10 protein-coding genes are annotated in these 12,515 nt (G+C 68.3%); 3 read left to right on the top strand and 7 right to left on the bottom strand.

The genetic code is table 11. The annotated features are described in order from the left end of the window. Nucleotides 1-556, top strand: a 556-nt coding sequence (locus LJ725_RS05845; RefSeq protein WP_230549672.1) for a transposase, incomplete at its 5' end; no start/stop codon positions are given. Between the two features lie 118 nt (nt 557-674). Here the strand turns inward: LJ725_RS05845 and moaA are convergent. From moaA to LJ725_RS05830, 3 genes are all read right to left on the bottom strand, one after another. Then, nucleotides 675-1,667 carry a GTP 3',8-cyclase MoaA gene (moaA, locus tag LJ725_RS05840; protein WP_230549671.1) on the bottom strand — a complete coding sequence of 331 codons (993 nt, stop codon included), beginning with the start codon at nt 1,665-1,667 and terminating at the stop codon, nt 675-677. 78 nt (nt 1,668-1,745) lie between these two features. Beyond that, nucleotides 1,746-3,323, bottom strand: a complete 1,578-nt coding sequence (locus LJ725_RS05835) for a cisplatin damage response ATP-dependent DNA ligase (RefSeq protein WP_230549670.1) — start codon at nt 3,321-3,323, stop codon at nt 1,746-1,748. A 3-nt stretch (nt 3,324-3,326) separates the two neighbouring features. After that, the gene (locus LJ725_RS05830) at nt 3,327-4,358 is read right to left on the bottom strand and encodes a ligase-associated DNA damage response exonuclease (protein ID WP_230549669.1); all 1,032 of its coding nucleotides are present in this window, start codon (nt 4,356-4,358) and stop codon (nt 3,327-3,329) included. Between LJ725_RS05830 and LJ725_RS05825 the strand changes: the two genes are divergently transcribed. After that, a complete protein-coding gene (locus LJ725_RS05825) occupies nt 4,357-6,828 on the top strand; it encodes a ligase-associated DNA damage response DEXH box helicase (protein ID WP_230549668.1) in 2,472 nt (823 codons plus the stop codon). The genes LJ725_RS05830 and LJ725_RS05825 overlap by 2 nt on opposite strands. 6 nt (nt 6,829-6,834) lie before the next feature. Here the strand turns inward: LJ725_RS05825 and LJ725_RS05820 are convergent, their stop codons facing one another. Then, nucleotides 6,835-7,203 carry a hypothetical protein gene (locus LJ725_RS05820; protein ID WP_230549667.1) on the bottom strand — a complete coding sequence of 123 codons (369 nt, stop codon included), beginning with the start codon at nt 7,201-7,203 and terminating at the stop codon, nt 6,835-6,837. An 8-nt stretch (nt 7,204-7,211) separates the two neighbouring features. Continuing rightward, nucleotides 7,212-9,680: an ATP-dependent helicase HrpB gene (hrpB, locus tag LJ725_RS05815; protein WP_230549666.1), complete on the bottom strand. Its 2,469-nt coding sequence runs from the start codon at nt 9,678-9,680 to the stop codon at nt 7,212-7,214. 80 nt (nt 9,681-9,760) lie between these two features. Here hrpB and LJ725_RS05810 point away from each other — a divergent pair, with 80 nt between their 5' ends. Beyond that, nucleotides 9,761-10,165 carry a VOC family protein gene (locus LJ725_RS05810; RefSeq protein WP_230549665.1) on the top strand — a complete coding sequence of 135 codons (405 nt, stop codon included), beginning with the start codon at nt 9,761-9,763 and terminating at the stop codon, nt 10,163-10,165. A gap of 194 nt (nt 10,166-10,359) precedes the next feature. Here the strand turns inward: LJ725_RS05810 and LJ725_RS05805 are convergent, their stop codons facing one another. Together LJ725_RS05805 and LJ725_RS05800 are read right to left on the bottom strand one after the other, a co-directional pair. Next, a complete protein-coding gene (locus LJ725_RS05805) occupies nt 10,360-11,148 on the bottom strand; it encodes a phosphodiesterase (protein ID WP_230549664.1) in 789 nt (262 codons plus the stop codon). 64 nt (nt 11,149-11,212) lie between these two features. After that, the gene (locus tag LJ725_RS05800) at nt 11,213-12,472 is read right to left on the bottom strand and encodes an ABC transporter substrate-binding protein (RefSeq protein WP_230549663.1); all 1,260 of its coding nucleotides are present in this window, start codon (nt 12,470-12,472) and stop codon (nt 11,213-11,215) included. Nucleotides 12,473-12,515: the final 43 nt, after the last annotated feature.

The following is a 12,515-nucleotide window of genomic DNA, read 5'->3' as shown; positions in this document are numbered from 1 at the left end:
ACTGATGGCGCGCCGCCGTCAGCTCATCGAGATGATCGGGGCCGAGAGCAATCGCCGCCGCATGCTCACCGTGCGGCGCACCCTCAAGACCGTCGATCGCGTGCTGGCCACCCTGAAGGCCCAGCTCGAACAGATCGACGACGACATCGATACCGCCGTCCGGGGAACCCCGGCCTGGCGCGAGGCCGAGGACCTTCTGATCAGCGTTCCCGGCATCGGGCCCAGGATCGCCCGCACCCTGATCGCCGAACTGCCTGAACTGGGCCGTCTCGGCCGACGCGAGATCGCTTCCCTGACCGGTGTCGCCCCGTTCAATCGCGACAGCGGCACCTTGCGGGGCCGTCGCACCATCGCCGGCGGACGGCCTGTCGTGCGGGCCGCCCTCTATATGAGCATCCTCGTCGCAATCCGGCGCAAGCTCCCCTTGGCGATGACCTATCATCGCCTGCGCGCCGCCGGAAAGCCCGCAAAGGTCGCCATCGTCGCCTGCATGCGCAAGCTCGTGACCATCCTCAACGCAATCCTCAGGGACAAAAAGCCATGGGCAAACGCTTGACCCTCACGACGGTCGCTCAGGATGAGGTAGGTGCTTGAAGGGATTCAGTTCATTTCCGGCCGACCTCTCAGGATGAGGGCGGTTGTTGATTTTCCTGGGGGAAGAAAAGCCCGACCGCTCAGCCGCCGGTCACGCTCATGTGGCGCGGGACGGCGGGGCCGCTGTTGCGGCGGTCGATGATGAAGTCGTGGCCCTTCGGCTTGCGCGCGATTGCCTCGGTGATGGCGCGGTCGAGTACCTCGTCGCTCTCCGATGCCCGCAACGGGGCGCGCAGGTCTGCCGCATCCTCCTGGCCCAGGCACATGTAGAGCGTGCCGGTGCAGGTGAGGCGCACGCGATTGCAGCTTTCGCAGAAATTGTGGGTGAGCGGCGTGATGAAGCCCAGGCGTCCGCCGGTCTCCTCGACCCTGAAGTAGCGGGCGGGACCGCCCGTCCGGTAGTCGGTCTCGGTCAGCGTGAAGTGCCGCCCGATCTCGGTGCGCGCCAGCGACAGGGGCAGGTACTGGTCGAGCCGCGCCGCGTCGCCGATCTCGCCCATCGGCATGACCTCGATCAGGACCAGGTCCATGCCGCGGCCGTGGCTCCAGCGGATCATCTCGTCGAACTCGCCGTCGTTCACGCCGCGCAGCGCCACCGCGTTGATCTTGATCGCCAAGCCGGCGCGCTGGGCGGCATCGAGCCCGCGCATCACCTGGTCGAGGTCGCCCCAGCGCGTGAGCTGGCGGAACTTGTCGGGGTCCAGCGTGTCCATCGACACATTGACGCGGCGCACGCCGATATCGGCCAGTTCCTGGGCGTACTTCGCCAGCTGACTGCCGTTGGTGGTGAGGGTGAGTTCCTCCAGGGCGCCACTGTCGAGATGCTTCCCGAGCCCGCGGAACAGCGACATCACGTTCTTGCGCACCAGTGGCTCGCCGCCCGTGAGGCGCAGCTTCTTGACCCCGCGGCGCACGAACGCCGTGCACAGCCGCTCCAGCTCCTCCAGCGACAGCACTTCCGCCTTGGGCAGGAAAGTCATGTCCTCGGCCATGCAGTAGACGCAGCGGAAATCGCAGCGGTCCGTCACGGAGACGCGGAGGTAGGAGATGTGGCGGCCGAACGGGTCGATCATGGCTCTTCGGTTACAATGTTGCCCGGATAATGGGCATGCGACATTGCCCCTGCAAGGGGGCGTTTCCGGCCGGCCGGCTCAGGAGAGGAGCCGCAGGAGGTTGTCGACCGAATCGGCCTCGGCGGCCGGCTTGTCGGTCCGGATGCGGCTGATACGCGGAAAGCGCATGGCCACGCCCGATTTGTGCCGGGTCGAGCGGGCGATGCCGTCGAAGGCGATCTCGAGCACCAGCTTCTGCTCGACCTCGCGGACCGGGCCGTAGCGGTTGACCGTGTGGTCGCGCACCCATTTGTCGAGCCAGCGCAGCTCCTCGTCGGTGAAGCCGAAATAGGCCTTGCCGACCGGCGCTAACTCGCGGCCTTCGGCACCGTCGCGCCAGCAGCCGAAAGTGAAGTCCGAATAGAACGAGCTGCGCTTTCCGTGGCCGCGCTGGGCGTACATCATTACGCAGTCCGCGAGCATCGGGTCGCGCTTCCACTTGAACCACGGACCCTTCGGCCGCCCGGCGACATATGCGCTGTCGCCGCGCTTCAGCATCAGCCCCTCGATGCCGTCGGCCCGCATCTCCTCGCGCTTGGCGGCAAGCTCGGCCCAGTCGGCGAAACTCACCAGAGGCGAGAGGTCGAAGCGCGGGCGTTCCTTTTGGGCGATCCAGGACTCCAGCCGGGCGCGGCGTTCGTCGAAGCCGAGGCCGCGCAGGTCCTCGCTCTCGAGCCACAGCACGTCGTAGAGCCGGACATGGGCGGGATGCTCCTTCAGCATCTTCGGCGTCACCGTCTTGCGGTTCAGCCGCTGCTGCAGGTCGTTGAACGGCGCGACCGCGGACTCGCGCCGCACCAGTAGTTCGCCGTCGAACACCCCCTCGAAGTCGATCGCCTCGATGATGTCGGGAAAGGCGCCCGACACGTCCTCGCCCGCGCGGCTGTAGAGCCGCTTCAACCCGCCCGAGGCCGCGACCTGCACGCGGATACCGTCCCATTTCCATTCGGCGCGGAAATGCGCCGGATCCAGCGCGTCCAGTTCGGCGCGGTCGATCGGGTTGGCCAGCATGGCGGGCAGGAAGGCCGCGCCGGCGTTGCTGCTGGGTCGTGGCGCGCCGTTCAGCAGCCAGTCGAACAATGGCCGGTAGGGTGCTTCCAGCCCGTGCCAGACCTCCTCGACGGCATCGACCGGCTGGTCGCCGATGTTGGCGACCGCCTGCTTCGCGAGGCGCGCCGAGACGCCGACGCGCAGCGCGCCGGTCAGCAGCTTCAGCAGCGCCCAGCGGCCGGTCGAATCGAGCGCGTCGAGCCAGCGCTTCAGGATGGCCGGCGTCTGCGTGCGCGTCGCGCGCTGCAGCGTCTCGACGACCTCGCCCAAGGTCGGCGGCGGGCCGGCGGCGGGATCGGTCTCCCAGATCAGCGCCAGCGTCTCGGCGAGGTCGCCGACATAGTCGTAGGACAGGGCGAACAGCTCCTCGCCGATCTTCTCCTGGCCGAAGCCGCGGAGTAGGGCCGGCTTGGCCGACGAAAAATCGAGACCGCCCGTCAGCGCCGCCAGCGCCCAGCCGCGGTCGGGATCGGGCGTTTCGCGCAGATAGGTCTCGATCAGCCGCAGCTTGGCGTTGCGGGCCGGCTGGAAGGAGAGAGAGTCGAGAAGGCGCGCAAAGGCCTGCACGGTTCAGGAATCCTCTTCCTCGCGGCCGGCGAGGTGCAGGGCCTCGGCGTCGATGCCGATACCGCGCGCATAGTGGACAAGCGCTTCCTCGCGGCCGTGCGTCACCCAGACCCTGGGAGCGCCGACATCCTTCAGCGTCTGCGTGAGTTCGGGCCAGTCGGCATGGTCGGAGATCACCAGCGGCAGTTCGGCGCCCCGTTGCCGGGCGCGCGCGCGCACGTTCATCCAGCCCGAGCACACCGCTGCGATCGGTTCGGCGAAGCGCCGCGACCAGCGGTCGGCGATGGCCGACGGCGGACAGAGCACGATGGCGCCCTTGAAGGTTTCGAGGATCGCCTCGGAGACGGGCGCTACGTCGCCGAGATCGACGCCATGCTCCTGGTAGAGCCTGCACAGGGACATCAGCCCGCCATGCAGCCAGATGCGCTTGTCGTAGCCCGCCTCACGCAACAGCCGGATGACCCTCTGGCACTTGCCGAGCGCATAGACGCCCACCAGATGAGTGCGCTCGGGAAAGGTGGCGACGGAGCGCAGCAGCTTGCCGATCTCGCCGGTGTCGGAGGGATGATGGAAGACCGGCAGCGCGAAGGTCGCCTCGGTGATGAACACGTCGCACGGGACGGGCTCGAACGGCGGGCAGGTCGGATCGGGGCGGCGCTTGTAGTCGCCCGACACGACGATGCGCTGGCCTCTGTATGCCAGCACTGCCTGCGCCGAGCCGAGGATGTGGCCGGCCGGCGCGAAGCCGACCTCGACCTCGCCGATCCGCACGCTCTCGCCGTATCTCAGCGCCTGCTGCTCGGTATCGGGCATGTCCTGGAAGCGCGTGCGCATGATCGCCAGCGTCTCGGGCGTCGCCAGCGCCTTGCGATGGCCCGGCCGCGCATGATCGCCATGGCCGTGCGTGATCACCGCACGCGGCACCGCGAAGGCCGGATCGATGTAAAAATCGCCCGGTTCGCAATAGAGGCCGCGCGGCGTCGGATAGAGCCACGTCCGGGGATTGAGGGTCTCGGTTGCCGTCGTTATTGCCATGGCTCCTGATGCATCCTACCCCACGGATATGGGGCTTCCCGACCTGTTTGCACGCTGGTTCGAAAGTCGCGGCTGGGCGCCGCGGCCGCACCAGCTTGCGCTGATTGATCTCGCGCGAAAGGGCAAGGGCGCGCTGCTGATCGCGCCGACCGGCGGCGGCAAGACGCTGGCTGGCTTTCTTCCGTCACTGATCGAACTCACGGAGCGCCGCCAGGCCGGCGAGGACCTTGCCTACAAGAAGGGGCAGGGCGAGCTTCACACGCTCTACATCTCGCCGCTAAAGGCGCTGGCGACCGACATCCGCCGCAACCTCGAACAGCCGATGGCGGAGATGCAGTTGCCGGTGCGCGCCGAGAGCCGCACCGGCGACACGCCGCAGAGCCGGCGGCTGCGTCAGCGCGAGCGGCCGCCCGACCTGCTGATGACGACGCCGGAATCGCTGGCGCTGCTGCTCTCCTATCTCGATGCGGCCAAGTTCTTCGCCAGCCTGAAGTGCGTGATCATCGACGAACTGCATGCCTTCGCGACCAGCAAGCGCGGTCACCATCTGGCGCTCTGCCTGTCGCGTCTGGCGACGCTCGCCCCGCAGGCGCGCTTCGTGGGGCTTTCCGCGACGGTCGCCGATCCGCCGGCGCTCGCCGAGTTCCTCAACCTGCGCGACGAGCCGGTCGAGATCGTGGTGGGCGAGCCCGGCGCGCCGCCGGTCGTGTCGATCATCGATGCGCAGGAGCGAATCCCGTGGGGCGGCCACATGGGGCGCCACGCTGTACCCGAGATCTACAACATCATCCGCCAGCACAGGACGTCGATCATCTTCGTGAACACGCGCGCCCAGGCGGAGCTGGCCTTCGACGCGCTGTGGCGGATCAACGACGAGAACCTGTCGATCGGGCTGCATCATGGATCACTCGCGGTCGAGCAGCGGCGCAAGGTCGAGGCCGCGATGGCGGCCGGCAAACTCCGTGCTGTGGTCGCGACTTCGTCGCTCGATCTCGGCATCGACTGGGGCGATGTCGACCTGGTGATCCAGATGGGCGCGCCCAAGGGCGTCAGCCGACTGATGCAGCGCATCGGCCGCGCCAACCACCGGCTCGACGAGCCCAGCCGCGCCATGATCGCCCCGGCCAATCGTTTCGAGGTGCTGGAATCGCTGGCCGCGCTGGAGGCCGTCGAGGCGCGCGAACTCGACGGCGATCCGCCACGACCGCCCTGCCTCGACGTGCTGGCGCAGCACATCGTGGGCACCGCCTGCGCCCAGCCGATCGACCGCGAGGCCTTCTTTGCCGAGGTGCGGCGCGCGCAGCCCTATCGCGACCTGCCGCGAAAGGATTTCGACGACACGTTCGATTTCGTGGCGACCGGTGGCTATGCGCTGGCGGCCTACGATCGCTGGCACCGGCTGAAGCAGCTGCCCGACGGACGCTGGATGCTGGCCTCGCCGCTGGTGGCCAAGCAGTTCCGCATGAATGTCGGCACGATCGTCGAGCTGCCGCTGATGAAGGTTCGGCTGCGGCGCGGTCCGGTCCTGGGCGAGGTCGAGGAGGGCTTCGTCCAGGGGCTGGTGCCGGGCGACACGTTCGTCTTCGCCGGCCGACTGCTGCGCTTCGAGGGCGTGAAGGAACTGGCGGCGATCTGTTCGCCGGCGACCGGCGGCGATCCCAAGGTGCCGGCCTATGGCGGCGGCCGGCTGCCGCTCTCGACGTTCCTGGCCAACCGGGTGCGCGGGATCCTGCAGGATCCGCTGAAGCATCCCAAGCTGCCGGCCGAGGTTCAGGAATGGCTGCGCATCCAGGTCTTCCGCTCGATGCTGCCGCCGGCCGACAAGCTGCTGGTCGAGGGTTTCCCGCGCGGCGGCAAGCAGTTCCTGGTCGCCTACTGCTTCGAGGGCCGCAACGCGCACCAGACGCTGGGCATGCTGCTGACGCGGCGCATGGAGCGGATGGGACTGCGGCCGCTGGGCTTCGTCGCCACCGACTATGTGCTGGGCCTGTGGGGATTGCGGCCGGCCTCGCCGAAGCAGATCGAGGAGCTGTTCGACGAGGACATGCTGGGTGACGATCTCGAAGCCTGGATGGACGAATCGAGCATGCTGCGGCGGTCCTTCCGCAACGTCGCGGTGATCGCGGGCCTGATCGAGCGGCGGTTCCCGGGGGAGGAAAAGTCGCGCCGCCAGGTCACGTTCAGCTCAGACCTGATCTACGACACGCTGCGCCAGCACGAGCCTGGCCACATCCTGCTGCGCGCCACGCGCCAGGATGCGGCGTGGCAGCTCGCCGACCTCAAGCGGCTGGGCGACCTGCTGAGGCGCGCCAAGGGCCGCATCGTCTATCGCCGCCTCGACCGCATCTCGCCCCTCGCCGTGCCGGTGCTGCTGGAGATCGGCCGTGAAAGCGTGCAGGGCGGCACCGCCGAGGACGAACTCCTCGACATCGCCGCACAGGAGCTGATCGACGAGGCGACGCGGCTCTGACGGGTTTTAAGGCTCGGCGAGCCGCCGGTACTTCACTTCGAGGCGCGTGAGCACCGCGAGATTGCGCGTGGCCTCGGGACCGGCCCAGCGACGGTTGATGGCGCTGGCCTCGCGCACCCGTTCGAGCGTGCGGCGATAGGTTTCGAGCCAGGTGGCGCTGTCGCTGGCCTGCACGCCCTCGCGCATCGCCTGGCTGAGCGTCGTGTCGATGTTGATCATGCGGCAGGTGTAGCCGTAGGCCGCGAGCTTGAGGTCGGGCGAAGCGATCCAGGCCTCCAGCGTTATGGGCACATAGCGAGGGCAGTCTTCCAGTGCCTGCGCGGCCGCCGGCGTGGCGAAGGCCATGACGACGAAGAAGATCGAGAGCGCGCGCACCGCTGCACTCAACGCGGCCGCGGCCGGGCGCGGGCGGTGGGTTCGGCCACCAGCGGATCGTCCGGCCAGTAGTGGCGGGGATAGCGGCCCTTCAATTCCGACTTCACGGCCTTGTAGCCGTTCGCCCAGAAGCTCGCGAGATCGCGCGTCACCTGCACCGGTCGCCGGGCGGGCGACAGGAGGTGGATCGTGAGCGGGACCTTTCCGCTGGCGATACGCGGCGTCTCGGTCAGGCCGAACATCTCCTGCAGGCGCACCGAGAGCGTCGGCTCATCGGGATTGGAATAGTCGATCGCCACCCGCGATCCGCTCGGCACTTCCACATGAGTCGGCACGAGGCGGTCGACCTCGCGTTGCCTGTCCCAGGGAACGAGCACCTTCAAGGCGGCGGCGAGATCGATCCGCGCGAGATGATCCCGCCGCGACGCGCCGTCGAGATGCGGCCCCAGCCAGTCTGCGAGCGAGGATAGAAGTGCCTCGTCGGAGAGATCGGGCCACTCCTCGCCGGCGTGGCGGCGCAGGAAGCCAATGCGCTCGCGCCAGCGCACGAGATCGTCGCTCCACGGCAAGGCGCCGATCCCCAGCTGGCGCACACCGTCGAGCATGGCGGCCCGCACCCTGTCGGCATCCGGCCGGGCCAGCGGCTTGTCCTCGAGCGCCAGCGCCCCCAGCCGGCGGCGTTGACGGGCCAGCACCGCGCCGTCGCGGGCGCTCCATTGGACGAGCTGTTCGTCGAGGATGCGATCGGTATAGAGATCCTCGATCTCGGCCGCGGTGATCGGGGCGGCGAGGAAGATGCGCGCTTCCTGGGCCGCGCCGTCGAGATCGGCGACGACGAGGAACTCCTCGTTGGCCAGCGGGTCGCCTTCGGACAGCACCGCGCCGCGCCCGCCCGACAGAAGGTAGCGCCCCGCCGTGCCCGGACGGCGGCGACCGATGCGGTCGGGATAGGCCAGCGCCAGCAGCGGTCCGGTCATGGCGATGTCGGGACGCTCGTCGCCCGCGTTGCGCAGCATCAGGCGGCGGGCCGCCTCATGGATCAGGCGTAGCGGGCCGTCGCGCCGGCCGCCCAGCGCAATGTCGACGCGGTGACGGAGATCGGCGTCGCGCTGGCCGGGGGGCAGCCGCAGGAAATCGCGCTCGCCCAGGATGGCGGCGATCAGGGCGGCGATTCTGCCCTGTCCCATCTCCCGTCCCTTCAGCACCAGATGGGCGATGCGCGGGTGCTGGCCGAGGCGCACCATGGCGCGGCCGTGCGGGGTGATCGCGCCGCGGGCGTCGATGGCCCCCAGATCGGCCAGCAATGTACGCGCCGTGACGAGCGAGGCGGCCGGCGGCGGGGTGAGCCAGGGCAGGCTCGCGGCGTCGCCGGTGCCCCAGGCGGCGAGTTCCAGCGCGAGGGGCGCGAGGTCGGCGTCGAGGATTTCCGGCGGCGTGAACGGCAGCAGGCCGCGCTGGGATTCCTCCGGCCACAGCCGATAGCAGACGCCGGGTTCTAGACGGCCGGCGCGTCCGCGACGCTGGTCGGCCGAGGCCTGGCTGACGCGCACGGTTTCGAGGCGCGTCATCCCCGAGCGGGGCGAAAATTTCGGGACACGCATCTGTCCGCAGTCGATCACGATGCGCACGCCCTCGATGGTGAGGCTGGTCTCCGCGATCGACGTCGCGAGTACGACCTTGCGCCAGCCGGGCGGCGAGGGGGCAATCGCGCGGTCCTGGTCGGCGGGCGAGAGGTCGCCGTAGAGCGGCGCGACGTCGACGTTGGCGCCGATGCCCTGCAGCCGCTCCTCGACCCGGCGGATCTCGCCGACGCCCGGCAGGAACACGAGCGCGCTGCCGGTCTCCTCGGCCAGCGCGCGCCGCACAGCGGCCGCGACATTGTCCTCGATGCGGCCAGCGGGCTCGCGGTCGAGGTAGCGCGTATCGACCGGAAACATGCGGCCCGCACTCTCGATCACGGGGGCGCCGCCCAGCCGTGCCGACACCGGGCCGGGATCGAGCGTCGCCGACATGGCGACCACGCGCAGATCCTCGCGCAACGCCGCCTGCGCCTCGCACACCAGGGCAAAGGACAGGTCGGTTTCGAGGCCGCGTTCGTGCAACTCGTCGAAGATCACGCAGCCCACCGACTCGAGCGAGGGATCGTCCTGCAGCAGGCGCAGGAAGAGGCCGTCGGTGACGACCTCGATGCGCGTGCGCGGCCCGATCTTGCTGTCGAAACGCACGCGATAGCCCACCGTCTCGCCGACCGCCTCGCCGAGGCTCGCGGCCATGCGCCGGGCGGCGGCGCGGGCGGCCAGCCGGCGCGGCTCCTGCATCACGATCCTGCGGCCGGCGAGCCACGGCGCGTCGAGCAGGGCCAGCGGCACGCGCGTCGTCTTGCCCGCGCCCGGCGGCGCCACCAGCACCGCGGCGTTGCGGCTCTCCAGCGCGGCGCGCAGCCGCGGCAACGCCTCGTCGACGGGAAGTTGCTCCATCGATCCCTGTTAGCGCGCAAGCGGATGGACGGGAAGGAGGGGCGGGTTCACTCTGGGGGCCCGAAAATCGAGGTCGTGCAATGGCTGTTGTCGTCGAGGCGCTGGATCATCTCGTCATGAATGTGCGCGACGTCGAGGTCGCCGCCGCCTGGTACGAGCGCGTGCTGGGCATGACGCGCAAGGTCACCGAACCGTCGCCCGGCCGACGCGTGACCTCGATGCATTTCGGGCGCCAGAAGATCAACCTGCGCCCCGAGACGGCCACCCAGAAGCAGTGGTTCACGGGCCGGACGGTGGCGCCCGGCAGCGACGATCTGTGCTTTCTCACCGCGTCGCCACCGCAGGCCGTCGCCGACCACTTCCGCGCCTGCGGCGTGGAGATCGAACTGGGGCCGACCGAGAAGAGCGGCGCGATGGGCACGATCGTCTCGGTCTATTGCCGCGATCCCGACGGCAACCTGGTCGAGGTCTCTTCCTACAAATAGAGACCGAGCGGCCAGAGTCCTTCCGATGGAGATAGATCAAGTACCTGCCTCATCCTGAGGAGCGCCGCGAAGCGGCGCGTCTCGAAGGATGGACAACAAACGCGGTGCCCGTGCCCATGCTTCGAGACGCACTCCTGCGGAGCGCTCCTCAGCATGAGGTTGGTGTCGGTGATTTTATCGTGTTCAGAGCGACCCTAAAGCAGGAAGGTGTTCGTGCGGTCGAGGAAGTCGTGCATGTGCACGATCATCTGGTCTTCCTCGAGCAGGCAGACTCCATAGGCCGGCGGCTCGTGGCTGCCGGGGATACGGCCCTCGATGACGAAGTCGAGCGCGACCTGGTGGCTGGTGGCGCGCAGCGTCGAGAGCGGGATGCCGCGCCAGGCGCCGGCGATCGGCCGGTGGAGATGGCCGAAGAACAGATGGCGGATGTTCCGGCGGCCCTCGATCGCCTTGATGAAATGCTGCGGATCGAGCAGCGAGATGTCGTCCATTCGCTTCAGCCGCACCTTGAAGGGCGGGTGATGGATGAAGATCATCACCGGCCTGTCGCCCAGCCGGTCGAGCGTCGCCTTCAGCCAGGCGCCGCGCTTCTCGCAGAAGGTGCCCCACGGCTTGCCGGGCTCGTTGGTGTCGAGGCAGATGCCCGTCACGCCCTCGCCCATGTCGAGCGTGTATTGCACGAAGCCGTTCTCGTCGAACTTCGCCTGCGGGAAGGTCGTCCGGAAGTTCTCGCGATCGTCATGGTTGCCCACCAGCAGGTGATAGGGGATCACCAGCTTGTCGAACTCGCGCTTCAGTGCGGCGTAGGCTTCCATCTCGCCCTTGTGGGCGAGGTCGCCGGTGACGATCGCGAAGGCCGCATCGGGATGGTTGCGGTTCACGTCGGCGACGCAGAGCGCCAGACGGTCGATCGGGTTGAGGCCGTAGAGCAGGTTGCCCGGCGGCACGAAATGGGTGTCGGTAATGTGAATGAATTTTTGCACGTCGTTCCTCTGACATGACAGGCGGAGCAGGGGATCCCGCTCCGCCCGCATGTTTCGTCTGGCGTTATTTCGGCAGCAGCGCCTGCGTGTCCGAGGTCATCTTCTTCAGCGCGTCGGCGGGCTTGGCGCTGCCGTTCACGACCGTCTGCAGATGATCCTTGATCACGTCGGTGATCTTGAGGCCGTTCTCGCCCGGGAAGGCGTACCAGGCGGTCATGCTGGGGAGCTGGCCGATGGCGACGCGATGGTTCGGGTTCTGGGCGTAGAAATCACCCAGCATCTTCGGATCCTTGGCCGGGATGGCGTTGGCCGGGAAGTAGCCGGTGCCCTTGACCATGATGGTCGCGCCGACCGGGCCGGTGGCGAACTTGATGTATTCCCAAGCGGCTTTCTGCTTGGCCGGATCCTTGGCCAGCATCATGGCGACGTTGCCGCCGGCCGGCAGGCGGGAGTCGGCCCCGGCGCCCAGCGGGAAGGTGGCGGTGCGCAGGTTGAACACGCCCTGGGCCTGCTTGGTGACGCCGCCGAGGCGCGACGTCGAGTGCGCCCAGATGCCGAGGCGGCCCGCGACGAAGTCCTGCAGCGAGGTCGCCTGGCTCACGTCGCGCATCCCGCCGTCGGTGATCATGAGGCGCAGCGTCTCGATCGCCTTCTGGCCGGGCGGCTGGTCGAAGGCGACCTTCTTCTCGTCCGCCGTCAGCATCGTGCCGCCGTTGGAGAAGACGAGGGCCTGCCACATCCAGTTGCCGGTGATGTCCCAGTCGAAGTGGAAGCCGGTGATCTTGTTGGCCGGATCGTTGATCTTCCTGGCGAGCGCGAAGATGCCTTCCCAGGTCTTGGGGAAGTTGTCGGGATCGCCGCCGGCCTTTTTCACGAGATCGGCGTTGAAATAGATGATCGGCGTCGAGAGCGAGAAGCCCATGCCGTACTGCTTGCCCTTGACCTGGCCGAGCGTCAGCAGCGCGCCGTCGTAGCCCGCCTTGGCCCAGTCCTTTTCGGCAGCGATGAAGGGATCGAGCGGCTGGGCGATGCCGCGATCGGCCAGGATGCGCTGGCGGTTGAGGCCCTGGAAGGTGACGTCGGGGAGTTGGCCGGTGACGGCGTTGCGCAGCACCTGCTGCGTGGCGTCCTCGTACTCCTTGGTCGGCTGGGTGAATTTCACCTTGATGTTTGGGTTCGCCGCCATGAACTGCTTGGCGATCTCCTCCTGCACATCCTTGAAGATGTCGGGGATCGCGTACTGGACGGTTATTTCGGTCTGAGCCGCGGCGGGACCGGCCACGAATGCGGCGGCGAGCGCCGCCACCCCCAAGAGCTTGCGCATGACTTCTCCCTTCGTTGAACGTTTCCTCTCATCACACGGCTAT

Origin of the sequence: Reyranella aquatilis (assembly GCF_020880995.1) — a bacterium.
GTDB classification, from domain to species: domain Bacteria; phylum Pseudomonadota; class Alphaproteobacteria; order Reyranellales; family Reyranellaceae; genus Reyranella; species Reyranella aquatilis.
The sequence above is the reverse complement of the archived record's forward strand: the minus strand, read 5'-3'. Positions and strand labels throughout refer to the sequence as shown.

Bases quoted from the DNA above. Each gene is read 5' to 3' on its own strand.
- moaA (WP_230549671.1), bottom strand. From the start codon at position 1,667: ATGATCGACCCGTTCGGCCGCCACATCTCCTACCTCCGCGTCTCCGTG.
- LJ725_RS05825 (WP_230549668.1), top strand. From the start codon at position 4,357: ATGGCTCCTGATGCATCCTACCCCACGGATATGGGGCTTCCCGACCTG.
- LJ725_RS05830 (WP_230549669.1), bottom strand. From the start codon at position 4,358: ATGGCAATAACGACGGCAACCGAGACCCTCAATCCCCGGACGTGGCTC.
- hrpB (WP_230549666.1), bottom strand. From the start codon at position 9,680: ATGGAGCAACTTCCCGTCGACGAGGCGTTGCCGCGGCTGCGCGCCGCG.
- LJ725_RS05810 (WP_230549665.1), top strand. From the start codon at position 9,761: ATGGCTGTTGTCGTCGAGGCGCTGGATCATCTCGTCATGAATGTGCGC.
- LJ725_RS05800 (WP_230549663.1), bottom strand. From the start codon at position 12,472: ATGCGCAAGCTCTTGGGGGTGGCGGCGCTCGCCGCCGCATTCGTGGCC.